The organism is Massilia agri (assembly GCF_024753255.1).
In the GTDB taxonomy this organism is placed as follows: Bacteria; Pseudomonadota; Gammaproteobacteria; order Burkholderiales; family Burkholderiaceae_D; genus Telluria; species Telluria agri.
In genome coordinates this window covers 384,338-407,960 of sequence record NZ_JANUHA010000001.1, presented here as the reverse complement: position 1 = coordinate 407,960, position 23,623 = coordinate 384,338, and the positions used below count along the sequence as shown (strand labels likewise).

Annotated in this window: 24 protein-coding genes; 7 read left to right on the top strand and 17 right to left on the bottom strand. The window is 65.0% G+C overall.

Annotation, left to right across the window (positions count from 1 at the left end):
• Window positions 1-12 precede the first annotated feature (12 nt).
• The 4 genes from flgJ to NX780_RS01810 all read left to right on the top strand — a co-directional run bounded on the left by flgJ (window position 13) and on the right by NX780_RS01810 (window position 7,439).
• Entirely contained in the window at window positions 13-972 is a 960-nt protein-coding gene (flgJ, locus tag NX780_RS01825; RefSeq protein ID WP_258826161.1) for a flagellar assembly peptidoglycan hydrolase FlgJ, read from the top strand.
• Window positions 973-1,042: 70 nt separating this feature from the next.
• Window positions 1,043-3,001 (top strand): flagellar hook-associated protein FlgK, encoded by a 1,959-nt coding sequence (gene flgK / locus NX780_RS01820; protein WP_258826160.1) that lies wholly within the window; start codon window positions 1,043-1,045, stop codon window positions 2,999-3,001.
• 21 nt (window positions 3,002-3,022) lie between these two features.
• On the top strand, window positions 3,023-4,246 hold the full coding sequence (flgL, locus tag NX780_RS01815) for a flagellar hook-associated protein FlgL (protein ID WP_258826159.1): 1,224 nt from the start codon (window positions 3,023-3,025) through the stop codon (window positions 4,244-4,246).
• Window positions 4,247-4,682: 436 nt separating this feature from the next.
• Window positions 4,683-7,439 carry a TonB-dependent receptor plug domain-containing protein gene (locus tag NX780_RS01810; RefSeq protein WP_258826158.1) on the top strand — a complete coding sequence of 919 codons (2,757 nt, stop codon included), beginning with the start codon at window positions 4,683-4,685 and terminating at the stop codon, window positions 7,437-7,439.
• Between the two features lie 53 nt (window positions 7,440-7,492).
• Here the strand turns inward: NX780_RS01810 and NX780_RS01805 are convergent, their stop codons facing one another.
• The 14 genes from NX780_RS01805 to fliF form a co-directional block, all read right to left on the bottom strand.
• Window positions 7,493-7,873 (bottom strand): YfeK family protein, encoded by a 381-nt coding sequence (locus tag NX780_RS01805; RefSeq protein WP_258826157.1) that lies wholly within the window; start codon window positions 7,871-7,873, stop codon window positions 7,493-7,495.
• A gap of 43 nt (window positions 7,874-7,916) precedes the next feature.
• Window positions 7,917-8,750 (bottom strand): flagellar biosynthetic protein FliR, encoded by an 834-nt coding sequence (gene fliR / locus NX780_RS01800; protein WP_258826156.1) that lies wholly within the window; start codon window positions 8,748-8,750, stop codon window positions 7,917-7,919.
• A gap of 13 nt (window positions 8,751-8,763) precedes the next feature.
• Complete coding sequence (fliQ, locus tag NX780_RS01795; protein ID WP_258826155.1) at window positions 8,764-9,033, bottom strand: flagellar biosynthesis protein FliQ; 270 nt, start codon at window positions 9,031-9,033, stop codon at window positions 8,764-8,766.
• A 10-nt stretch (window positions 9,034-9,043) separates the two neighbouring features.
• The gene (fliP, locus tag NX780_RS01790; RefSeq protein WP_258826154.1) at window positions 9,044-9,793 is read right to left on the bottom strand and encodes a flagellar type III secretion system pore protein FliP; all 750 of its coding nucleotides are present in this window, start codon (window positions 9,791-9,793) and stop codon (window positions 9,044-9,046) included.
• On the bottom strand, window positions 9,783-10,418 hold the full coding sequence (fliO, locus tag NX780_RS25305; RefSeq protein ID WP_258826153.1) for a flagellar biosynthetic protein FliO: 636 nt from the start codon (window positions 10,416-10,418) through the stop codon (window positions 9,783-9,785). The genes fliP and fliO overlap by 11 nt, the downstream gene beginning before the upstream one ends.
• 245 nt (window positions 10,419-10,663) lie before the next feature.
• The gene (gene fliN / locus NX780_RS01780) at window positions 10,664-11,101 is read right to left on the bottom strand and encodes a flagellar motor switch protein FliN (RefSeq protein WP_258826152.1); all 438 of its coding nucleotides are present in this window, start codon (window positions 11,099-11,101) and stop codon (window positions 10,664-10,666) included.
• 43 nt (window positions 11,102-11,144) lie between these two features.
• Window positions 11,145-12,128: a flagellar motor switch protein FliM gene (gene fliM, locus NX780_RS01775; protein ID WP_258826151.1), complete on the bottom strand. Its 984-nt coding sequence runs from the start codon at window positions 12,126-12,128 to the stop codon at window positions 11,145-11,147.
• 28 nt (window positions 12,129-12,156) lie between these two features.
• The gene (gene fliL, locus NX780_RS01770; RefSeq protein WP_258826150.1) at window positions 12,157-12,687 is read right to left on the bottom strand and encodes a flagellar basal body-associated protein FliL; all 531 of its coding nucleotides are present in this window, start codon (window positions 12,685-12,687) and stop codon (window positions 12,157-12,159) included.
• A gap of 177 nt (window positions 12,688-12,864) precedes the next feature.
• Window positions 12,865-14,166, bottom strand: coding sequence for a flagellar hook-length control protein FliK (locus NX780_RS01765; protein ID WP_258826149.1), 1,302 nt, complete (start codon window positions 14,164-14,166; stop codon window positions 12,865-12,867).
• Between the two features lie 31 nt (window positions 14,167-14,197).
• Window positions 14,198-14,641: a flagellar export protein FliJ gene (fliJ, locus tag NX780_RS01760; RefSeq protein WP_258826148.1), complete on the bottom strand. Its 444-nt coding sequence runs from the start codon at window positions 14,639-14,641 to the stop codon at window positions 14,198-14,200.
• 46 nt (window positions 14,642-14,687) lie between these two features.
• Entirely contained in the window at window positions 14,688-16,094 is a 1,407-nt protein-coding gene (gene fliI, locus NX780_RS01755; RefSeq protein ID WP_307732571.1) for a flagellar protein export ATPase FliI, read from the bottom strand.
• A 219-nt stretch (window positions 16,095-16,313) separates the two neighbouring features.
• Window positions 16,314-17,045: a flagellar assembly protein FliH gene (gene fliH, locus NX780_RS01750; protein WP_258826147.1), complete on the bottom strand. Its 732-nt coding sequence runs from the start codon at window positions 17,043-17,045 to the stop codon at window positions 16,314-16,316.
• A complete protein-coding gene (gene fliG, locus NX780_RS01745; RefSeq protein WP_258826146.1) occupies window positions 17,045-18,049 on the bottom strand; it encodes a flagellar motor switch protein FliG in 1,005 nt (334 codons plus the stop codon). Before fliG ends, fliH begins: the two co-directional genes overlap by 1 nt.
• Entirely contained in the window at window positions 18,042-19,739 is a 1,698-nt protein-coding gene (gene fliF / locus NX780_RS01740) for a flagellar basal-body MS-ring/collar protein FliF (protein WP_258826145.1), read from the bottom strand. Before fliF ends, fliG begins: the two co-directional genes overlap by 8 nt.
• Window positions 19,740-19,936: 197 nt before the next feature.
• Here fliF and fliE point away from each other — a divergent pair, with 197 nt between their 5' ends.
• On the top strand, window positions 19,937-20,305 hold the full coding sequence (gene fliE / locus NX780_RS01735; RefSeq protein WP_258826144.1) for a flagellar hook-basal body complex protein FliE: 369 nt from the start codon (window positions 19,937-19,939) through the stop codon (window positions 20,303-20,305).
• Window positions 20,306-20,391: 86 nt separating this feature from the next.
• Here the strand turns inward: fliE and NX780_RS01730 are convergent, their stop codons facing one another.
• On the bottom strand, window positions 20,392-21,000 hold the full coding sequence (locus NX780_RS01730; RefSeq protein WP_258826143.1) for a PH domain-containing protein: 609 nt from the start codon (window positions 20,998-21,000) through the stop codon (window positions 20,392-20,394).
• Window positions 21,001-21,226: 226 nt separating this feature from the next.
• Here NX780_RS01730 and NX780_RS01725 point away from each other — a divergent pair, with 226 nt between their 5' ends.
• Window positions 21,227-21,748, top strand: a complete 522-nt coding sequence (locus tag NX780_RS01725; protein ID WP_258826142.1) for a hypothetical protein — start codon at window positions 21,227-21,229, stop codon at window positions 21,746-21,748.
• Here NX780_RS01725 and NX780_RS01720 read toward each other — a convergent pair.
• Window positions 21,745-22,206 carry an RrF2 family transcriptional regulator gene (locus tag NX780_RS01720; protein WP_258826388.1) on the bottom strand — a complete coding sequence of 154 codons (462 nt, stop codon included), beginning with the start codon at window positions 22,204-22,206 and terminating at the stop codon, window positions 21,745-21,747. The two genes, NX780_RS01725 and NX780_RS01720, sit on opposite strands and share 4 nt — an antisense overlap.
• 162 nt (window positions 22,207-22,368) lie before the next feature.
• Between NX780_RS01720 and NX780_RS01715 the strand changes: the two genes are divergently transcribed.
• Window positions 22,369-22,989 carry a response regulator transcription factor gene (locus NX780_RS01715; protein WP_258826141.1) on the top strand — a complete coding sequence of 207 codons (621 nt, stop codon included), beginning with the start codon at window positions 22,369-22,371 and terminating at the stop codon, window positions 22,987-22,989.
• A 9-nt stretch (window positions 22,990-22,998) separates the two neighbouring features.
• Here the strand turns inward: NX780_RS01715 and NX780_RS01710 are convergent, their stop codons facing one another.
• Window positions 22,999-23,463 (bottom strand): carboxymuconolactone decarboxylase family protein, encoded by a 465-nt coding sequence (locus NX780_RS01710; protein WP_258826140.1) that lies wholly within the window; start codon window positions 23,461-23,463, stop codon window positions 22,999-23,001.
• Window positions 23,464-23,623: the final 160 nt, after the last annotated feature.

Sequence of the window (23,623 nt, the reverse complement as noted above, 5' to 3'; positions counted from 1 at the left end):
ACTAGGCACATCATGATCGGTTCCCCGTCCACTGACCTCACCAGCAAGTTCGCCCTCGACACCAAGGGCCTGGGCGAACTCAAGCAAGGCGCGAAGAACGGCTCGCCCGCCGCGCTGAAGGAGGCCGCCACGCAGTTCGAAGCCATGTTCATCAATATGATGATGAAGAGCATGCGCGACGCGACGCCGGCGGACGGGCTGATGGACAATAACCAGACCAAGATGTTCACCGGCATGCTGGACCAGCAGATGAGCCAGAACCTGGCCAAGCGCGGCATGGGCCTGGCCGACGTGCTGACCCGCCAGCTGACCGCCAACCAGACCGGCGCCGCCGCGCTGGCGATCGGCGCCGACGGCGTCGCGGCAGGCAAGGCGGCAGCCGCGGCTTCGGCACTGGCGCCGCTGGACGGCAGCATGCGTCCGGGCATGGACGCGGCCACCATGATCAAGACCGGCGCGAAACAGCCGGGTGCGCCGGCGCTGCCGCTCACCACCGAGTCCGGCCGGGTCCAGGCGCCGCACGTGCGCGCCTTCCAGGAAAAGCTGCATGCGCACGCGGCCGAAGCCGAGCGCGCCACCGGCGTGCCGGCCAAGTTCATGCTCGGCCAGGCGGCGCTGGAAAGCGGCTGGGGCAAGCGCATGATCCGGAATGCGGACGGAACCAACAGCAACAACCTGTTCGGCATCAAGGCCGGTCCGGGCTGGAAAGGGAAGGTCGCCACCGCCGTGACCACCGAGTACGTCAATGGCGTGGCGCACCGCAAGGTCGAGAAGTTCCGCGCCTACGACACCCCGGCCGACTCCTTCAAGGACTACGCCAATATGCTCGCGAAGAACCCGCGCTACGAGAAGGTGCTGGGCAGCGGCGGCGACGCCGCGGCCTTCGCCCACGGCCTGCAGCGCGCGGGCTATGCCACCGATCCGCTGTACGCGGCCAAGCTGACTCGCATTATCAAGAATTCATTGGCCTGATCTTGTCTGGACGACAAATCAAGTTTTCCGTTTTGCTGCCGTAGATAGAACCGTTAAGAAGGAAAAATAAATGTCCGGTAACCTCCTCAGCATTGGCAAAAGCGGCCTGTTCGCGGCGCAGGCGGGCCTGGCCACGACCGGCCACAACATCACCAACGCCAACGTCGCCGGCTACAACCGCCAGGTGGTGGTGCAGGCCACCGCGCCCATGCTCGACACCGGCGTCGGCTTCCAGGGCACCGGCACCCAGATCGCACAGATCAAGCGCTACAGCGACGAATTCCTGAACTCCCAGGTGCGCAACGCCCAGGCCAGCAAGAGCGGCCTGGATTCCTACTATGCCCAGATCAGCCAGATCGACAATATGCTGGCCGACCAGACCGCCGGCCTGTCGCCTTCGCTGCAGGGCTTCTTCAAGGGCGTGCAGGACATGGCCGCCAACCGCGCCTCGGTGCCCTCGCGCCAGGCCATGCTGTCCGCCGCCGACACCCTGGCGACGCGCTTCCAGGCGCTCGACGCCCGCTTCGGCGAGATCCGCGAGGGCGTCAACAGCACCATCGAGACCAGCGTCACGATGATCAACTCCTACGCCAACCAGATCGCCCAGCTGAACGAGCAGATCGGCAACTTCGCCTCGGCCAACCAGAGCGTGCCGAACGACCTGCTCGACAAGCGCGACCAGCTGGTGATGGAGCTGAACACCCACGTCAAGGCGAATGTCATGCCGGGCGATAACAACAGCCTGACGGTGTCGATCGGCAACGGCCAGCCCCTGGTGGTGGGCCAGCGCGCCTTCCAGCTGGCGGGCGTCAAATCGCCGACGGACCCGGGCCGTATCGACGTGGGCTACGTCACCGGCAACAAGGTCTCGACCTTGGCCGACAGCGCCCTGAGCGGCGGCACCCTCGGCGGCGCGCTCGAGTTCCGCAGCAAGACGCTGGATCCGGCCCAGAGCGCCTTGGGCAAGGTGGCGATCGGCATGGCGATCGAGTTCAATGCCCAGCACAAGCTGGGCCTGGACCAGGGAGGCAAGCCAGGTCAGGACTTCTTCCAGGTTGCGAAAGCCGTGGTTGGCAGGAACGAGAAGAATGCTTCGACCAGCGACGTTGCGGTCGAGGCCATCGTGCGCGATCCGGCTGACCTGAAGGACAGCGACTACAAGGTCGAATTCAGCAGCACCGGCTACAACGTCTACCGCCTGTCCGACAATGAACGTGTGATCAAGGACTATATCCCGGACGGCAATCCCGTCAAGGCCGACGGGATCGACTTCATGATCTCGACCGGCACGGTCGCCGTTGGCGACAGTTTCCTGGTGCGTCCGACAGTGGCCGGCGCCGCCAACTTCAATGTGCTGGTCAAGGATGTGGCCGGCATTGCCGCGGCGGCGCCGATCGTCACCGAAACCCCGGTGGGCAATACGGGCAATGTGAAGATCAGCCCGGGCACGGTGGACAAGGATTTTCTGACGGGTGCGCCGGGTTTGCCTGTCGAGCTGATCTATGACAAGGATACCGGAATGCTGGATGGCTTTCCGGCCGGAATGCAGGTCCGTATCGTCGACAGCAAAGGTGTGGAGAGCGGTCCCTTCACCAATCCCGTCGCATTCGAGGATGGCGCCACCTATACCTTCGGCGGCGTCAGCATCACCCTGAGCGGCACGCCAGGCGATGGCGACAAGTTCGACATCAAGGACAACAGCGGCGGCGTGGGCGACACCCGCAACATCGGCCTGCTCGGCGACCTGCAGACCAAGAACATCTTTAACGGCGGCACCGCCACCCTGCAGTCCTCCTACGCCCAGCTGGTCAGCACGGTGGGCAACAAGACCCGCGAAGTGCAGGTCAACGGCCAGGCCGCCGAAGCCCTGCTGGCCCAGACCAGGACCGCGGCCCAGGACGTCTCAGGAGTGAACCTGGACGAGGAAGCGACTAACCTGATCAAGTACCAGCAGGCCTACCAGGCTGCGGGCAAGGTCATGCAGATCGCCGGCACCATTTTCGACACCCTGCTGTCGATCGGCCGTTAATCCAAGTAATACGGAGCAGTCATGCGCATCAGTACCCTGTCGATCTACGGCAATGCCACCAACCAGCTGAACACGCTGCAGAGCGCGCTGGCGCGAACCCAGATGCAGCTGTCGACCAACCGCCGCATCCTGACCCCGGCGGACGACCCGGTGGCGTCGGCACGCGCGCTGGAGGTAAGCCAGTCGCGTGAGATGAACAGCCAGTTCGCCACCAACCGCGCCAGTGCGCGTTCCTCCCTGTCCGCAGTGGAAGGTGCGCTGCAGAACGCTGGCGACCTGCTGCAGGACATCCAGCGGCTGACCGTGAATGCCGGTAACGGGAGCATGCTGCCGAGCGACCGGAAGGCCCTTGCGACTGAGCTGGAAGGGCGTCTCGCAGACCTGCTGGGCGTGGCCAATAGCACCGATGGCGCAGGCGGCTACCTGTTCTCCGGCTATATGGCCACGACCCAGCCTTTCACCCGCACCCCGGAAGGGGCCGGTTACAACGGTGACCAGGGCCAGCGCCAGTTGCAGGTCGGCGCATCGCGCAAGATTCCACTGTCGGCCTCGGGCAGCGCCGTATTCGAGAACAACCTGACCGGCAACGGCACCTTCCAGACCCAAGCCGCCGACGACAATGCCGGGGGCGCCATCATCTCGCCGGGTTCGGTGGTCAACCGCGGCCTGGCCGAGGGGAGGAAGTCGTACACGCTGACCTTCGCGACCGATGCCAGCACCCCCCCCGTGACTACCTATACCGTGGTCGACGAAGCGGGCGATCCGGTTCCCGGCCACGATGCCGCGGTGTACGAGGCGGGCAAGGCGATTTCCTTTGGCGGCATCACCTTCGATATCAAGGGCGAACCCGCTGCCGGCGATGAGTTCACGATCGCACCCAGTACCAAGCAGTCGATATTTACCACGGTCACCGACCTCATTGCTGCCCTGAAAGCGCCAGCCGACGGCACGGCTGGCAAGGCGGCGCTGACGAACCGGCTAAACACGGCGCTTGACAACCTCAGTCAGGCCCACGACAACGTGTTGACCGTACAGGCCTCGGTCGGCGCCCACATGAAAGAGCTCGACTACCTCGACAGTGCGGGGGACGACCTCGACATCCAGTACGCCGCGACCCTGGGCGACCTGCAGGACCTGGACGCGGTTAAGGCCATTTCGGAATTCTCGCAGCAGCAAACGACCCTGCAGGCGGCCCAGATGTCGTTCAAGACCATGTCAGGATTGTCCCTGTTCAACTACCTGTGATCTGTTCGTTAACAAAACAAGCCGGCGCAAGCCGGCTTTTTTTATGCGTAAAAGCAAAACGCAATATTCGATGTATTTTGCAAACCACCGAATAATATTTGCACGGTTTGGAAAAACTTCACTACAAAAGTGGATAACTTTATGACAAAAGCATATGGTTGTATTGACGTCCGTGTAACAACTATGTTGTCTGTGAGTAACAAAACGTATCTTCTACGCGACGGATGTATCGTTTATCAAAATTTCCTAACAAAAACTCACTTTGCTGCTTTGCGGAAAAGCAATGTTATGTAAGAGTATTTCTGCGTGCAGTTACATGAAGTTCAAACAATATTCAGGTAGCAGTGCGAGAAAGTTAGAAAAAATTCACTATCCAGGAGTCGTTGTGAAGCACAAGAGTACTTTTAACAAGAGCGCAATTGCAGTCGCTCTGAGCATGGCCTTCCCGGCATTCGTCGGCGCACAAGAAGTTCCGGCAGCTGAACCGCTGAAGATGCAGCGCGTCGAAGTCACCGGTTCGAGCATCAAGCGTACCGAAATTGAAGCAGCTGCTGCAGTCCAGGTCCTGAACCGCGACGACATCGAAAAGACCGGCCAGACGACGGCCCTGGGCATCCTGACCTCCACCGCCTCGGTCTATGCCGGCAGCGACTCGGCAACCGCCAGCGGCGGCAGCTTCGCCACCGGCTCGTCGTCGGCATCCAGCCGCGGCCTGTCCAAGGTTGCAACCCTGGTGCTGGTCAACGGCCGCCGCATGCCGCAGTATGGCCTGTCGGATAACGCACGGGAAGCCTTCACCAACCTCGACGCGATCCCGAGCGATGCGATCGAACGCGTCGAGATCTTCAAGGACGGCGCATCGGCAATTTACGGCTCCGACGCGATTGCAGGCGTCATCAACTTCGTCCTGCGCAAGGAATTCACCGGCTTCCGCGTCCGCAGCAGCTACAAGGAATCGCAGCATTTCCACGATGACCGCAACCGCAACGTGTCCATCATGGCAGGCTGGGGCGACATCGAAACCAACGGTTTCAACACCTACATCAACGCCGAAGTCTACAAGCGCGACGGCTACACCGCGGGCGACCTGCGCGAACACTATCCGTCGTGGCACCGCCTGACCCCGGGCCGTTCGACCTGGGATGCCAAGAGCGTCTACTCGCCGACCGGTAACTACTTCACCGACGCCAAGAACTACGTTCCGGCGCCTGGCTGCCCGACCGGCAACATCGATCCGTCCGACGGTCTGTGCAAGCTGGACATCCTGCCGTACAGCGGCCAGACCACCGATAACAAGCGTCACCAGATCACCAGCATCACCAGCTTCCGCATCGGCCAGGACATCGACGCCAGCTTCGAAGTCATGCATTCCGGCGCCGAGAACGGCTACATCATCACGCCGTTCAACGTGAGCGACGGCTATACCACCACCACCCCGCGCACCTGGTACAACGTGTACGGCGGCAAGATGGCCGGTCCGTTCTACTATCCGAAGCTGCCGGTCGGCCATCCGATGAACCCGTACAACTATCCGGTCGAATACCGCGCCCGCATGATGGACACCGGTGACGGCTTCAACTTCAACGACACGGACAGCAAGCAGACCCGCGTGATGCTGACCCTGAACGGCACCTATGCCGGCTGGGACTGGAAATCGGCAGCTGGCTGGGCCAAGTCGACCGCCACCAAGGCCACCCGCGCCCTGGCCGGCGAGGCCTACACCAACGCGATCGTCAACGGCACCTACAAGTTCGGCCAGCAAAACGATCCGGCCCTGCTGAACGCGATGTTCCCGGTCCGTACCACTGATGGCGAAGCGGTCGTGAAGTTCTTCGACGCCACCATCACCAAGGAGCTGATGCAGCTGCCGGCAGGCGCGCTGAGCGTTGCCTTCGGTACCGACATCCGCAACAACGCTTACTGGATGAAGAGCTCGGACAACGTCCTGGACGGCACGCTGGTCGGCATCGCCGGCCTGCAGGTTGACGACGACGTCAACCAGTACGCAGTCTTCGCCGAAGCATCGGTGCCGTTGACCAAGAAGCTCAAGCTGGAAGCCGCTGCCCGCCTGGACAAGACCGACAACCAGGACGCGCACGTGTCGCCGAAGCTGGGCCTGACCTACAACGCAACCGACAGCCTGCTGCTGCGCGCGACGGCATCGGGCGGCTTCCGCGCACCGAACATCGTCGAATCGGGTAACGGCCTGGGCCGCTCCTCGTTCTCGTCCAGCACCAACGACCTGAAGCGCTGCCCGACCGCCAACGAGCTGAACGCCATCGTGCAGAATGCACCGAACGCCACCACCGCGGACAAGCAGCAAGCCAACAGCTTCCGCAACTCGGAGTGCTCGGGCGGCGTGCCGGCTTTCGTGAAGTCGAACCCGGACCTGAAGCCGGAAACCTCGCGTTCTCTGACCGCCGGCATGGTGTTCGAGCCGGTCAAGAACTGGAGCGTGGGCCTGGACTACTACTTCATCGAGCGTCGTAATGAAATCGGCAGCCGCTCGGTCCCCGACATGCTGCGTGGCGAAGACGGCCTGCCGGCTGGCCAGGTGATCCGTATCGACAGCAGCGCCTACGACGCCCAGTTCATCGCACTGGCGAAGAAGTATGCTCCTGACACGCAGGTCGCCTACAAGGTCGGCCAGCTGGGCATGATCTACAGCCCGTACGTCAACAGCGGCCGCACCCGCGTGCAGGGCTTCGACTTCGACGGCAAGGGCCGCTTCAACGTGCTGGGCCAGACCGTGCGCCTGCAGTTCGAGGGTAGCTACGTCTGGAAGCTGCAGACCTTCAGCGTGACCGACAACGCCTACACCCAGAACGAAGCCGGAACCTACGACTACGGTCCGCGCCTGAACGTGGTTGCCAAGGCCTACCTGAAGCAGGGTGACTTCGACCACGCCGTCACCGCCAACTTCGCGAGCAGCTACAGCACCAACAGCATCGACCAGCCGACCTACTGCGTGACCCAGAAGGTTGCAGCCCAGTACATGGACACCTGCGGCCGTGTCGGCAGCAACACCACCTGGAACTACGCGCTGACCTACACGGGCATCCCGCACGTGCGTCTGAGCGGCTATGTCGACAACGTCTTCGCCCGCGAGCGTCCGATCAACTGGCGCGGTGGCTGGAGCACCACGTCGCCGCAGTTCCGTCGCTTCGGCTTCGCTGCGAGCTACAGCTACTAATCGTCTGAAGGTCTAGATGATTGCAAAAGACCAGGCTTCGGCCTGGTCTTTTTTTATGGTTTCGCCGAACGCAGCGTCTGCAGTTCCCGCATCAGCCAGGCACGGCTTTCGACCGGCTCGCCATTGCCGCACCTGACGCGATACGGGCGGCCCGTGAAGCTGCTCTTCGAGGCGGCGTGCTCGATGAACTGTTCCGTGCGGGTGATGGTCTCGGTGCGCTTCTCGATGTACGTGAGCTTGCGCAGCAGGTGGGCGCGCGCGTCTGCGGCATTGTGCCAGCTGCGGTTGCGTTCGAACTGGCAGTTCGAGGCCGCAATCCTGCCCAGCAGGGCGTCGATCTCGGCGCGCACTGGGGCGGGCGTGGGGCCGGCGAAGGAGCAGGTAGAAGCGCTGGCCAGCAGGCCTGCGGCAAGGAGTCGTGAAATGGTCGGCATGGCGCCAACTCTAGCGCAAACGCCGGTCAGCCGGCGCTCGGCTTCAACCCGGCGCCGGCTGCAGCGGCCTGGCGGGCGCCGGCTGGGCGGGCCGCGCCGCCCCGGCGCGCGGCACCGCGCGTCCGGCCTCGATGCCCTCGTTGAACAGCTTCACGATCGGCATGCCGAGGTAGGGCATGGCCAGGCTCAGGGTCAGGAAGCCCACGCCCAGCGTCACCGGGAAGCCGATACCGAAGATGTTTAGCTGGGGCGCCGCGCGCGTCAGGATGCCCAGCGCCACGTTGGTGATGAGCAAGGCCGCGACGATCGGCAGCGACAGCTGCAGGCCGCTGGTGAAGATCTTCGCGCCCCAGCGCGCCAGCTCCAGCGGCGCGTTGCCGGAGAAGGGCGTCTCCGAGATCGGCAGGGCGACAAAACTTTCCGCCAGCGCCGCCAGCAGCACCAGGTGGGCGTTCACGGCAAGGAAGGCCATGGTCGCGACCAGGGCCATGAACTGGCTGACCGCCGAGGAGCGGCCGCGGGAGCTCGGATCGAAGAAGACGGCGAAGCCCAGGCCCATGGTCATGCTGGCCACCTCGCCCGCATACTCGATGGCGGCGAACACGATGCGCATCGCGAAGCCCATTGCCACGCCGATCAGGAGTTCCTTCACCAGGATCAAGAGGCCCGCCCAGCCGGTCGGGTCGAGCGCCGGCACGCTCGGAACGGTAGGGGCGATGACGGAGGCGAGCAGCACGCCCAGCGCCAGCTTGATCGACATCGGCACGCCGGCATTGCCGAACAGCGGGGCGGAGGCGACGAGGCCGAGGATGCGCGTGAGCGGCCACAGCAGCCCCGCGATCCAGGCATTCATCTCGCCCGTGGTCAGGCTCAGCATGCGGGCTGCGCCTTCAGCCGATCATGCCGGGAATGCCGGTGAAGACCTGGCGCATGTAGTCGAGCATGGTCGACAGCATCCAGGGCCCGGCCACCACGAGGGCGATGAAGATGCCGACCAGCTTGGGGATGAAGGACAGGGTCGCTTCGTTGATCTGGGTGGCGGCCTGGAAGATGCTGATGACCAGGCCGATGATGAGCGCCACCAGCAGCAGCGGAGCGGAGACCATCAGGGTCACCTCCATCGCCGTGCGGCCCATCGTCATGACGGTTTCGGGAGTCATGCGCGCACCTCTAATAGAAACTCTGGGCCAGGGAGCCCAGCAGCAGTTGCCAGCCATCGACCAGCACGAACAGCATCAGCTTGAAAGGCAGGGAGATCACCGCCGGCGACATCATCATCATACCCATCGCCATCAGCACGGACGCCACCACCATGTCGATGATGAGGAAGGGGATGAAGATCGCGAAGCCGATCTGGAAAGCCGTCTTCAGTTCGCTCGTGACGAAAGCCGGGATCAGGACCCGCAGCGGGATGTCCTCGGGGCCCTGCAGGGCCGGCGAGCGCGAAATCTTGACGAACAGGGCGAGATCGGACTGGCGGGTCTGCTTGATCATGAATTCCTTCAGCGGCACCACCCCGCGCTCGAGCGCCTGGCCCATCTGCATCTTGTTTTCCTGCAGCGGCAAATAAGCCTCGGTGTAGATGCGATCGAACGTCGGCCCCATCACGAAGAAGGTCAGGAACAGCGCCAGGCCCACCATCACCTGGTTTGGCGGCGCGGTCTGGGTGCCGATGGCCTGGCGCAGCAGGGAGAGCACGATGATGATGCGGGTGAAGGCCGTCATCATCAGGAGCGCCGCCGGCAGGAAGGTGAGCGCCGTCAGCAGGATCAGGGTCTGGACCGGCAGCGAGTAGGCCGTGCCGCCGCCCGGGGCCGGGCTGGTGGTGAAGGCCGGGATGCCGGGTTGCGCGAGGGCCAGCAGCGGCAGCAGCCCCAGGGCGGCCAGTCCCGCGCCCAGCAGGAATCGTTTAGTTCGCATTACGTTTGTCTATCGTTTTCTTGAGCCAGTCGCCAAAGCTGGCGGCCGGCGCCGCATGTCCGGCCAGCTGGGCATGCTCCTGCGCGCCTTCCTGGCGCGGCATGGTGGCCAGGGCATTGACCCGTCCCGGCGAGGCGCCGACGACGATCCACTGGTCGCCGACCTCCACCACCATGATACGCTCGCGCCCGCCGATATTGAGCGCGCCAACGAGCTTGACGTTGGCGCCGCCCATCATGCCGCGCGGACCGAAGCGCTTCAGGAACCAGGCCAGGCCCAGCAGGATGCCGAGCACCAGCACCAGGGCGAGGATGGTCTGCAGCAGGCCGCCGGTGCTCGGCGCGGCGGACGCCGGCATCACGACCTGGGGCGGACGCTGTACGGGGGCGGGTTCGAGCGCGGGGGCGGTGGCCGGCGCTTCGGTGGCGGGCACGTTCGCGGGATCGGCCGGGCCGCTCACCTGGACCGGCGTCGAGACCGGGCCGGACGGGGCAGGGCGCGCCGGGGTGGCCGGGCGGCCGGCGGTGGTGGCGCCGCGCGGGAGCGGCTGGGTTTCCTGGGAAGCGGGAGCGGGCGCGGGGATCGGCGCGGTGGCAGCAGGAGCGGGAGCTGGTGCGGCCTGCACCGGTTGCGCAGTGGCCTGTTGCTGAACCGGAGCGCTTTGATCGGCAACCACCGGCGCGGCGCACGCCGCCAGAGGCAGCAGCAGAAGCGCCGCCGCAATCCGTAGGGGTAATCTGGTCCGGTGGACCAGATTACGCTTCGCCGACCGCGCGTTCAAATACACGGTGCAAACTGGCGCATCGTCCATCTTCGCGCTGTTTGAACGCGCGGACGGGAGACCCGTCCACCCTACGTGATTGCTTGGCGTCATTTATTCAGTTTTCTGATCCGTTCCGATGGCGTAATGATATCAGTGAGTCGGATGCCGAACTTGTCGTTCACGACGACGACCTCGCCCTGCGCGATCAGGCAGCCGTTGACGAGCACGTCCATCGGCTCGCCGGCCAGGCCGTCGAGCTCGACCACGGAGCCCTGGGCCAGCTGCAGCAGGTTCTTGATCGCGATCTTGGTGCGCCCCAGCTCCACGGTCAGCTGGACCGGGATGTCGAGGATGAAGTCGATGTCGTTCGGGGTCTCGTTGCGCGCGCCCTTGTTCGAGAAGTCCTTGAACACGGCCGCGGTCGGGGCCGCTGCCGCCGCCTGCTGCTGGCGCTCGAGCGCCGCCGCTTCGGCCGCGGCCTGCTCGGCAATCGCCGCGCCCCAATCGTCGTCGAGGCTGCCCTGGTCGTCCTGGGTATCAGACATGATGCTCTCCTGTTACTCGCCGGCGCGAGGCGCCGGCAGAAAATTATTTGTTGAAGCTGTCGCTGTTGGCCAGCAGTTTCTCGACCTTCAGGGCGTACTGGCCGTTGAAGACGCCGTAGCTGCAGTCCATCACCGGCACCCCGTCCACTGTCGCCTGCAGGGTCTCGGGGATGGTAATTGGAATCACGTCGCCGACCTTCATGTTGAGGATCTCGTCGAAGTTGGCCCGGCCTTCGCCCAGCACCGCCACCAGCTCGACCTCGGCAACCTGGATCTGCTGGGTCATCAGGCGCACCCAACGCTTGTCGACTTCCAGGGCCTCGCCCTGGATGCTCGAGGTCAGCGCATCGCGGATCGGCTCGATCATCGAGTAGGGCATGCAGAAGTGGATCTGGCCCGACACCGAACCGAGTTCGATGGTGAAGGTGCAGGACACCACGACCTCGTTCGGGGTCGCGATGTTGGCGAACTGCGTGTTCATCTCGGAACGGATGTACTCGAACTCGATCGGATACACCGGTTCCCAGGATTTCGCATAGGCCTCGAACACGATGTCGAGGATGCGCATGATGATGCGCTGCTCGGTCTGGGTGAAGTCGCGGCCTTCCACGCGGGTGTGGAAGCGGCCGTCGCCGCCGAACAGGTTGTCGACCAGCAGGAACACGAGGCCCGGGTCGAACACCATCAGCGCCGTGCCGCGCAGCGGCTTCATGTGGATCAGGTTGAGGTTGGTCGGCACCACCAGGTTGCGGATGAACTCGCTGTACTTGGACACCCGCACCGAGCCGACCGAGACTTCGGCGCTGCGGCGCAGGAAGTTGAACAGGCCCACCCGCAGATACCTGGCGAAACGCTCGTTGATGATCTCGAGCGTCGGCATGCGGCCGCGGACGATCCGCTCCTGCGTTGCCAGGTTATAGGTGCGTACCCCCGAGGTATCTTCAGGCGCCGCGATGTCGTCCTGATCGCCGTTGACCCCTTTTAAGAGGGCATCGACTTCTTCCTGGGAGAGGAAATTATCGGCCATGGTGCTTCAGTTTTACTCGATCAATGAATCACTGGATGATAAACGAGGTGAAGAGTACGTCGCTGACTTCCTGCTCGTCGCCACCTTTCTCGAAAGGATCGGTGACGACGGCCTGGATCTCGGCGGCGAGCTGCTGCTTGCCTTCGAGCGTGCTGATCTCCGATGCCTTCTTGCTCGACAGGAGCAGCAGCACGCGGTTGCGCACGATCGCCATATTGTCCTTGATGACGGTGGCCTGCTCGGCGCCCGCGACCTGCAGGGTGAACTGCACCTGCAGGTACTGCTCGCCGTTCTCCGGCTGCAGGTTGACGGTGAAGGCCTCGACCGGCACGTATTCCGGCTTGGCTTCCGGGTCCTTCTTTTTCTTCTTGCTTTCCTTCGACGGTTCCTCGTGCGCGGCCCCGGCGGCGCCATCCAGGAAGTACCAGGCCGCGCCGCCGCCGCCGCCCAGCAGCAGCACGGCTGCGGCGATGATGATGATCAGCTTTTTCTTGGAGCCGGCCGGTGCTGCTGGGGCTGCGTCTGCTGCAGGGGCGGCTTTCGGTTTTGCAGTTGCCATCAAAAATACCTTTTTACTGCTAGAAAGATTGTGTCCGTCATTATGGCATTATCGTGCGGGTCCGAAGACAGCCATGCCCGGAAAAGAGGGCATAACAGTCGGCAATCCCGACGATTGTTGCGCCAGGGAGATGACGGTTTAAACATTGGGCGGCTGCGGGCCGCCCATTCATGCGCCTCAGGCGAAGATATCGACCGCGCCGCGGTCGCCCACGGCCACGGTGCGCGTCACGGGACGGGCATTGTCGTTCGCGGCGACATTGCCCTGATCGACACCCGAACCGGAGCCATCGGCGCCATTGCCGCCACGGCCGCGGCGCTCGCCGTCCTGCTGCGCCTGGCGCTGGTCCGGGACGCCCGCATCCACGGTCGCATTGCCCAGGGCAATGCCGTTCTCGCCCATCATTTCACGCAGGCGGGGCAGGGCGTTTTCCAGGGCCTGGCGCACCTCCAGCTGGCTGGAGGAGAAGGCTACGCTGGCCTGGTCGTTGCTCACGTTCAGCACGATCTGCACCGGGCCGAGATCCGGCGGATTCAGGGTGAGGGTCGCGGCCTGTTCCTTGCCGACCATGTAGACGATGCGCTGGCTGACCTGGTTGTCCCAGGCCTGGGTGCCGACCCGTGCCGGGATGCGGTCGGACGGCGCGGCGGCAGGGTTGAGCGCCTCGAGCTTGGCGGCCTGGGCCTGCAGCTGGACGGTGGCCGGGGCCGGCGCGGACTCGGTCGTTGCGGCGGCCTGGGCGGCAGTCTCGCGCGCCTGGCCCTGCAGCTTGCCGGCGTCGGCCTGGACGGCGTTCTGGGCGCCTTGCTGGAGCGCGCGCAGGTCGGCGCTCTCGTCGGCGGCAGGCTGGACGCCCGCGCTCAGGGCAAAGCCGGTGTCGGCCTCCGCTTCGGTGGCGCCTGCCAGGCCGGCATCGGTGGCGGCGGCATCGGCGCCGTCGAGCTTGGCAAAAGCGGACTGGAGCGCGGCGAGCTGCAGATCGGCGCCGCCGGCGGCGAGGGGCGCCTCGGTGCCGGCCGGCGCTGCCTGGGCCGGCTGGGCCAGGCTGGCCATGAAGGCCAGCATGTCCGTGACCGGGTTGCTCGCGGCGGCGGCTGCCGACTCGGCTGCGGCGGCATCCTCGGCGCCGTCGGCGGACTCGGCCGACGCTGCCCCCGCCTGCGCCGTTGCCGGGGCATCGGTGGCGTCGTTCTGTTTCGCCGGCTCGCGCGCGGCGGCTTTCGGACCCTGGGCGGCCGGCTTGTCGGCGGCAGTCGGCTTGCCCTGGGCGCCCTGGGCCGGACGGTTGGCCTGGCTGGCGGGGGCCGGCGCGGCGTTCACGCCCGGCGCGGCCTGGCGCTGGGCGATCTCGCGCGAGAGCGTGGCGCCGAAGTTCGATTCGGGCGCCTGCATGCCGGCGGCCGCATTGCGCTGCGGCGGCTGGCTCAGTGCGTTGCCGCCGGAGACCTGGAACGGAAGGGTAGTCGTCTGCATCGTCATGGTTGTTCTGCCTCGGTTCGGCCCTGCTCGTTCAATTCTGCTTGTAGCGGGCGCCACGGGCCGCGTGGTCGTCCATCAGTTTCTGGTCGCGCTTGTTCTCGATCGCCAGCGCTTCCGCAGCCGCGCGTTCGTTCAGGGTGCGGTAGGACAGGCGCTTGCGCTCGCTTTCCTGCCATGCCTTCTTTTCCACATCCGCCTTGTACTTCGCATGCTTGATCACCTCGCGCTGGCCGATGATCGCGTTGTCCAGCTTGCCGATGAAGGCGACGAAGTTCTGGTAGGCGAAGGGCGTGATGCCGTTCATCTGAGCCGCGTCCAGCTTGCGCACGTACTCGTCGCGGTAGCCATCCAGCATCACCAGCTTCTGCTCGGCTTCCTCCACCGCCTTGAGGGCGACGCCCAGGCGCTTGGCGATCGCATCCGAATCGCGCTGCGCGAGGTCGATCAAGGTCTCTAAGGCGGAAGTCTTGGCCATACTTATTCACACTAAAGGAACACAGTATAGTTCCGCCCGGCATTTTTTAACCTTGGAATAGAGAGGTCAATTGCCCCAAGCTCTCCAGCATGCCCGCGTTGTCGTGGATTTCCTGGCACAGGAAATTCTCGATCTGCTCGTGCTTGGCGATGGCCTGGTCGAGCACCGGGTCGCTGCCGGCGGCGTAGGCGCCGACGCTGATCAGGTCGCGCGAACGCTGGTAGCGCGAGTACAGCTGCTTCAGCTTGCGCGCCGCCAGCTGGTGCTCGTGGGTGGTGATGCCGTGCATGGCGCGCGAGATCGACTGCTCGATGTCGATCGCCGGGTAGTGGCCGGCCTCGGCCAGGTGGCGGTTCAGCACGATGTGGCCGTCGAGGATACCGCGCGCCGCGTCGGCGATCGGGTCCTGCTGGTCATCGCCCTCGGACAGCACGGTATAAAAGGCGGTGATCGAACCGCCGCCCTCGACGCCGTTGCCGGCGCGCTCGACCAGCACCGGAAGCTTGGCGAACACCGATGGAGGGTAGCCCTTGGTCGCGGGCGGTTCGCCGATGGCGAGGGCGATCTCGCGCTGGGCCATCGCATAGCGGGTCAGCGAATCCATGATCAAGAGAACATTCTTGCCCTGCTCGCGGAAGTGCTCGGCGATGGCCGTGGCATAGGCCGCGCCCTGCAGGCGCATCAGGGGCGGGGCGTCGGCCGGCGCCGCCACCACCGCCGAGCGCGCGCGGCCCACCGGGCCCAAGATCTGCTCGATGAATTCCTTCACCTCGCGGCCCCGTTCGCCGATCAGGCCGACCACGATCACGTCGGCGGTCGTATAGCGGGCGATCATCCCCAGCAGCACCGACTTGCCGACGCCGGTACCGGCGAACAGGCCCAGGCGCTGGCCGCGGCCCACGGTGAGCATGGCATTGATGGCGCGCACGCCCACGTCCAGGGTTTCCGAGATCGGCGCGCGGTCGAGCGGGTTGATGGGGCGGGCATTCAGCGGGCCGACCTCATCGTTGCTGAGCGGGCCCTTGCCGTCCAGCGGGCGGCCGGCGCCGTCGACCACCCGGCCCAGCAGCTGCATGCCGACCGGCAGGTGGCGCGCGCGGTCGCTCGGGCGGCGGCGCGGGTGGGGCACGGAGCCCGGCTTCGGCAGGGCCGACTCGACCGGGAACACGCGCGAGCCCGGCACCACGCCCTCGACATCGCTCTGCGGCATCAGGAACAGGCGCTCGCCTTCGAAGCCCACCACCTCGGCCTCGATCCTCAAGCCGTTGGCGACGGGGATGGTGCAGGCGCTGCCGACGGCCAGTTTCAGGCCGACGCACTCCATCACCAGGCCGGCCACGCGCGTGACCCGGCCCGAGACCTGCATCGGCTCGGCAAAGCCGACGAGGGCGTCGCAGTCCTTGATAAACGATTTCCAGCGGGCGGTGTGGCGGTCGGGAGTAGCGGTGGACATGGGGTGGCGGGATCCGGAATGGGGGAAGCATCGCCATTATTGCGCAGGAGAAGGATTGCGCAAGGAGAGAAAAGCGGCGGATTTACCCGCTTTCTCGTAGGGTGGACGGCTCTGCCGTCCGCGCGTTCAAATCACGGCCGAGCAGAGTATCGTTTATTCAAGAGCCGGTTGAACGCGCGTTCGGCGAAGCGTGGTTCAGTCCACTGGACTGAACCACCCCTACGACCCCAGCCACTCGATGTTCTGGCCCAGCGAATGTGTCAGGCGCTGCCACCGGGCCGTCGCCTGGGCATCGATCTGGTTCGACGCCGTGTCCACCTTGCAGCCGCCGCGCGCCATCGAGGCATCCTCGGCGATGCGCCAGCCGCCCTTGATCAGTTCCTGGCCCATGGCGTCGCGCACGATCTCCGCGTCCTGCGGGTTCAGGGTGAGCACTGCCGGCTGGGCCAGCACCGGCAGGTAGCCGATCGCTTCCTGCACCACCGGCAGGATCAGTTCCGGGCGCACGTCGAAGGCCGTGCGCACCATGCCGCGCGCCAGGCGCAGGGCCAGCTCCAGCACGTCGTGGGCGATGGTCTCGTCGGCCTGCACCACGGCGTCGCTGAAGGTCGCGGCGATCGCGCGCAGGTGTTCGAGTTCGGCGCCGGCTTCCTGCTGCCCCTGCGCGGCGCCTTCGGCATAGCCCTGGGCATGGCCTTCGGCGCGGCCTTCCGCCAGGCCCTCGGCGTACCCTTCCGCGCGCGCCTGCTCGCGGATCGCTTCCAGTTCTTCCGCGGTCGGCAGGGCCACGTGCGGAACGACCTCGATCGGTTCCGCAGGGGGGGCAGAAGCGGGAGCGGGGGCGGGGGCGGGCGCCATGGCGGCGCGGCGCGCCACGGTACTCGGGCGTTCGTCGCCGAACGAGGTCATTTCCCAGCGCTGGTAAGCGCTTTGCTGTTCCTTCGGGATCATCAGACGAACGAATCCTCACCCTTACCACCCAGCACGATCTGGCCTTCGTCCGCCAGGCGGCGCACGATCTGCAGAATCTGTTTCTGCTGGGATTCCACTTCCGACAGGCGCACCGGACCCTTCGACTCCAGGTCTTCGCGCATCATCTCGCTGGCGCGCTGCGACATGTTCTTGAAAATCTTGTCGCGCAGGTCCTGTGATGCGCCCTTGAGCGCGATGATCAGCATCTCGGACTGGACTTCGCGCAGCAGCAGCTGGATGCCGCGGTCGTCGATGTCGATGATGTTGTCGAACACGAACATCTCGTCCATGATCTTCTGCGCCATGTCGTTGTCGTAGTTCTTGATGTTGTCCATGACGGCCGCTTCCTGCTCGCCGCTCATGAAGTTCAGGATCTCGGCCGCGGTGCGCACGCCGCCCAGCGACGATTTCTTGATGTTCTCGTTGCCCGACAGGAGCTTGGTCAGCACGTCGTTCAGTTCGCGCAGTGCGGCCGGCTGCACGCCGTCCAGGGTGGCGATGCGCAGGACCACGTCGTTGCGCAGGCGCTCGGTGAAGTTGGCCAGGATCTCGCAGGCCTGGTCGCGCTCGAGGTGCACCAGGATGGTGGCGATGATCTGCGGGTGCTCGTTGCGGATCAGTTCCGCCACCGACGGCGAGTCCATCCACTTCAGGCTTTCGATGCCGGAGGCGTCCTTGCCGCCCAGGATGCGGTTGAGCAGCACGGCGGCCTTGTCGTCGCCCAGCGCCTTGGTCAGCACCTGGCGGATGTACTCGTCCGAATCCAGGCCCACGGTCGAATGCAGGTTGGTCTCTTCCACGAACGCTTCCAGCACCTTGACCACTTCGCCGTGCTGCACCGCCTTCATCTGCGCCATCGCGGCGCCCAGCTTGAGCACTTCACGCGGGCCCAGGAACTTCATCACCTCGGCCGCTTCGCCCTCGCCCAGGGCCAGCATCAGGATCGCCGCCTGGGTTACGCCTTCCTTGTCCTTGTCACTCATTTGATCCCAACCATGCTTTCACAACGTTAGCCACGATACGCGGGTCCTGGCGGGCCAGCTCCTGCGCCATTTCCAGGTTCTTCCGATAGCCCTGGTTCCTGCGTTCGACTTCCTGTTCTTCCAGTTCTTCCTCGGCCAGCTCGGCCGCGATCTCTTCGGCGATCTCGTCTTCGACTTCCGGTTCCGGTTCCGGCGGCAGCGCGGTGACCTCGTCGAACTTCTTGATCGCCGGGCGCATCAGCGGCAGCAGGATGCGGTAGTAGAGGAAGGCCAGCACCGCGAACAGCAGCACGTACTTGCCGATCTCCTTGGCCAGCGGCAGGTTGGCCGGGTCGCGCCACCAGTCCGGCGCCGGCGGGGTGTCGTCCGGACGGTCGATGCCGTCGAAGGGGGCATTGGTCACGTTCAGGGTGTCGCCGCGCTGCTGCGAGTAGCCCATGGCCTGCTTGACCAGTTCATTGATCTGGGCGACCTCGGCGGCGGACAGCGGCTTGATGGTGATCTTGCCGGTCTTCGGATCGACGCTGCGGCGGTAGTTCACCACCACGCCCACGGTCAGGCGCTTGATGCCGCCCATCTGGCGCTGTTCGTAGCGGATGGTCTTGTCGACTTCGTAGTTGGTGGTCGCGTCCTTGCGGGTCGGGCCGGCGGCCGGGGCAGGGGCCACCGGCGCCTGTCCGTCGATCGGCGCGGTGGCCACGCCCGGCGGCTGGTTCGACAGCGCGCCCGGGATGCCCGAGGCGCCCGCGCCCGGCTGGGTCGATTCCGAGGTCTGCTGGCTGCGGATCGCCTGCGGCTCCGGCGGCGAATTCGGCTTGTACATCTCGGCGGCGGTGTCGACCTGGGCGAAGTCGATCTCGGCGGTCGCTTCGGCGCGCACGTTTTCCTTGCCGACCAGCGGGGCGATGATCGATTCGACCTGCTTGATGATGTTGGCCTGGACCTGGTCGACGTACTTCAGCTGGGTCGGGTCGAGCTGCTTGGCGCCCGGGGTCTTGTTCGAGGTATCGGACAGCAGGTTGCCGGTCTGGTCGACGACGGTGACGTTACCGATGGTCAGTTCCGGCACGCTGGAGGCGACCAGGTGGACGATGGCGCTGACCTGGCCCGGATCGAGGGCGCGGCCGGCCTGCAGGTTCAGGACCACGGAGGCGGTGGGCTTCTGCTGCTCGCGCACGAAGACCGAGGGTTTCGGCATGGCCAGGTGCACGCGCGCCGAGCTCACCGGGCCCAACGACTGGATCGAGCGCGCCAGCTCGCCTTCGAGCGAACGCTGGTAGTTCACCTGCTCGACGAACTGGGAGGTGCCCAGCTTCTGGTTTTCCAGCAGCTCGAAGCCGACGTTGCCGCCCTTCGGCAGGCCTTGGGCGGCGAGCTTCAGGCGCAGGTCATGGATCTGCTCGGCCGGGACCAGGATGGCGGTGCCGCCTTCCGAGAACTTGTACTGGACTCCCATCTGGTCGAGCGAGGCGGTAATCGCGCCCCCGTCGCGGTCGCTGTAGTTGGAGAACAGCACGCGGTATTCCGGCGCCTGGCTCCACATCCAGAGCGCGACCATGATGGCGACGACGAGGGCGATGCCGCCGCCGAGCGCGACGCGCTTGCCCATGGTGGTCTGGAAAAAGCCTTGCGGACCCGTCTGTTCGGCGGGCGCCGGGGTGTCGATCAATTCTTCAGCAACTGCTGCCATGGTGGTCGGTTGGTTCCAGGATGGAGGGAGTAATTACGGACTAAACGGAATTATGAAGCCGTAGGGCAACATTCAAACCCTGAAACAGGGGGGAGTTTCCCCTCTTCTTCGAGTGAGGAAGTTGCCGGGGGACTGGTATTCTGACAGCCTGAAACAAGCGATGTGCAAAACGTGCCTTCGACGAGCAGGAGAAAACGATGAGTATTGGTGGAATCGGCGGAATCGACAGCAGCCGCATCCAGGCGATGATGGAGCAACTCAAATCGGCGGCGACCAGGCCGGCCGCGAGCCCTGTCGCGCCTGCGGGCCTTGGCGGTGTCGCGCCCCAGGGCGGCGTGGCCAAGCTCGATTTCGCGGATGCGCTGAAGACCTCGCTGCAACAGGTCAGCAATACCCAGAAGCATGCGCAGGAACTGGGCCAGCGTTTCGCGATGGGGGATGATACCGTGAGTTTGTCGGACACGATGATCGCCATGCAGAAATCCAGCATCGCTTTCCAGGGAACGGTGCAAGTACGCAACAAACTGGTAGCAGCCTATCACGACATCATGAACATGCAGGTGTGAGGCTGGCAAGCAGCTTCCATTCTTGCGAGGATGAACCGGCCGCATGGCCGGTTTTTTTTCGTCCTGGGTACTTGGCCCACTGCGTATCAGTTGTGGATGTACTTCGCGAACACGTCGCTGAAGTCGCGCTTGGTGTGCGTATCCAGCATGGCCGTGTTCAGGGCCTCCAGCAGTTCGCCGTACTGGCTGACCAGGGTGCCCGCACCCGGGGCGATGTTCAGCTTGTGCACCGAGGCCGTGGCGTCCAGGGTGCGCAGGGCGTTGTCGCGGCAGACCGCGTCGCGCTTTTGCTGCTTGCCGATCGAGATCAAGGCCTTGTAGATGTCCTTGAGCTGTTCGATGTGGGCCTTCTTGACGTCGATCGAGAAGCGCACGTCGTCCAGGTTGAACTTGAGCTCGATGTCCAGGTCGAGCGTGCCGGCGGTCTCGATGCTGACGTTCGACACGGCATGGGAGGCATAGTCGTAGCGCTTGATCGAGCGCTTCGAGGACACGGCCGAGTCGCCGTCGACGTGGATCAGGGCCAGGTTGGTGAAGCAGTACTCGTCCTTCTTGCTCTTGATGAGGAAGAAGATCTGCTCGCCGTCCTCGTTGAACAGGTAATCGTCCGCGTCGACCTTGCTGTAGTCGGCAGGGCCGACGATGACGCCGATATCGCTGATGCCCAGTGCTTCCGCCGCCAGTTTCTTGAACATGTCCGTCCTCCCGTGATGAAAGCGATCACATTAGCACTATTTGGTTACGGCAACTATTTTATCGACGGCCGATTGTGTGTCCCGACACGGCGAGGACGCGATCCTATGCCGCGTGCATGCTGCGTCGCGAATGAGAGGCGCGATCACAGGAAAATGGTGAGTTTTCGTTAGCTTTTTCCGTAATGCAACTGTTAAGCTTGGCATTTTTACCTTGCAACGATTGCCCATGCCTGCCGCACCTTCCAAGCCGCCCGCCGTTTTCTCTCCCCGGACCGTCCTGCTGTGGACCGGGCTCATCGTGGCAATGCTGCTGCCCGTCTGCGCCGGCCTCCTGCTGGGCTTGAGCTCGCTGATGCCCGGCTGCCATGGCGGCGGGTCGAGCGGCTCGGCCATGTCGGGTTGCGAGCTTGGCGGTTTCAATCTCAACTGGCTGCTCGAGCTGCTGACGCCCTCCATGCTTCTGTCCCTGGTCACGATCCCGGTGGGCCTGCTGCTGTGCCTGGTCGGCCTGTTCATGCCGAGGAAGAAGGCGGCCGTGCCGGCCGTGGACAACGAAGTCGAGACCCAGGTGCTCGCCGCCCTGCGCGACCTGCGCGAGGGTCGTGCGGCCCGCACCCGCTGCCCGCGCTGCCGCGCCGTCATCCTGCTCACGGCTGGCCGGACGCCGGATGGCGCGCTGCGGGTCAATTCCGCCTGCGCCTGTGGCGCCTGCGATGACAGTCTCGAACTGGCGGGGAAGGCGGCTTAGGCGGCCTGTTCTTCCTTGCGGTGGAAGGTGATGGGGATCGCGCCGTCGCGCGGGGCCGGCTCCGGCAGCAGGGAGGCCAGGGTGTGGCGGTCGAGCTCGGCCAGATAGGCCGCCGTGGCGTTGCTCAATACGCCCTTGAGGGAGCAGTCCTTGACCAGGCCGCAGGGATTACCGTTCGGGTCGAAGCACTCGGCCATGTAGAAGTCGCTCTCGCTCTGGCGGACGACGGCGCCGATATTGATGTCCTCGGGTTTGTGCGCCAGGCGGAAGCCCCCGTTGCGGCCACGGACGGTTTCGATGACGCCGTTGCGGCCCAGCTCGTGGACCACCTTCATGAGGTGGTTCTTCGAGATGCCGTGCAGGTCCGCGATCTCCTGGATGGTCACCAGGCGGCCCGGATTGCTGCCCAGGTGGAGCAGGGTCCGCAGCGTGTAATCGGTAAAGGAAGTCAGGCGCATCGAGGGAGTATACCCCATTGCCCTCGTGATCGCCCGACATGCATATAAACCAGCAATTACAAACGATTACTTGTCTTCCTGTTCTTGCCGTTTCAATATGTCGGCAGGCGGGGACCGCGTGCGGCCGCGCCGTTGTCCGCTGCCAGATGCAGGAGTATGCACATGCAACCGCTTTCTACCGCCGTCCACATCATGCATGCCGACCCGATCATGACGGTTGGCATCCACGCCGTCCTGGCCGACCAGCCGGGACTGCGCGTCACTACCCACCTGCGCCAGCCGGAGGCGCAGCGCGTCGCCCGCGTGCTGGTGACCGACTACGACAACGGCGTCGCGCTGGCGCGCCAGGCCGGCGCCGCCAGCCAGGCGCCCGGGGTGCTGGTCGTGACCCAGTTCGACAAGGAGTGGGAGGTGCGGCTGGCGATGGACGCCGGGGTGGCCGGCTACCTGCCGCAGTCCTGCGGCCCGGACGAGCTGGCGCACGCGGTGGACCTCTTGGTGCGCGGCCAGCGCTACCTGAGCGAATCGATGACGCGCAGCGTGGCCGACAGCCTGACCCGCGAGGCGCTCACCGGCCGCGAGACCGACGTGCTGCAGCTGCTAGCGCAAGGCTGCTGCAACAAGTCGATCGCCCGCAAGCTCGGCATCGGCGTGGGCACCGTGAAGACCCACGTCAAGGGCGTGATGAGCAAGCTCGACGCCACCGCGCGCACCCACGCGGTGGTGGTGGCGACCCAGCGCGGCCTGATCCGCCCCGGGGCGGGTTCCGCGATCCAGCTCTGACCCGGCCGTTTACATGCCCGGCGCCGGATGTTCCGGCATCGGGTTGCGCAGGCTGAAGTTGAGCGCATTCCAGCCGCGGATGGCGGCGATCGCATAGCCCAGCTCCGCGATCTCCGTGTCGCTGAAGTGCTCGCGCAGGGCGGGCCAGGCGCTGTCCGTGTCGTCGCGGCCGGGCAGGGCGTTGACGGCGTCGGCCCAGGCCAGGGCGGCGCGCTCGCGGGCGCTGAAGAAGGGCGCCTCGCGCCAGGCGGACAGGGCGTTCAGGTGGCGCGGATCGAGGCCTTGCTTGACCAGGTCGCGCCAGTGCATGTCGACGCACACCCCGCAGCCGTTCACCTGCGAGACGCGCAGCTGCACCAGTTCCACCAGGCGCGGTCCCAGCGAGCTGTTCTTGGTGGAGGTGGACAGGGCGATCATCGCCTTCAGGTTGTTCGGCGCCAGGGTGAAGAGGTTGATGCGGGCGGCTTGCGTCATGATGTTGTCCTTTCAGGTTGGAAGAGAGGCGCACCGTGCGCCCTCCATGCCTGCAAGACGAGCCAGCCGCGCACGGTGTGACATGCGCCGCAAAAAAATGGCTGTGTTCGCGCTAATTGGGTGAACCAAATTGTGTTGTCGAAGTCTTACGCATCGTCGC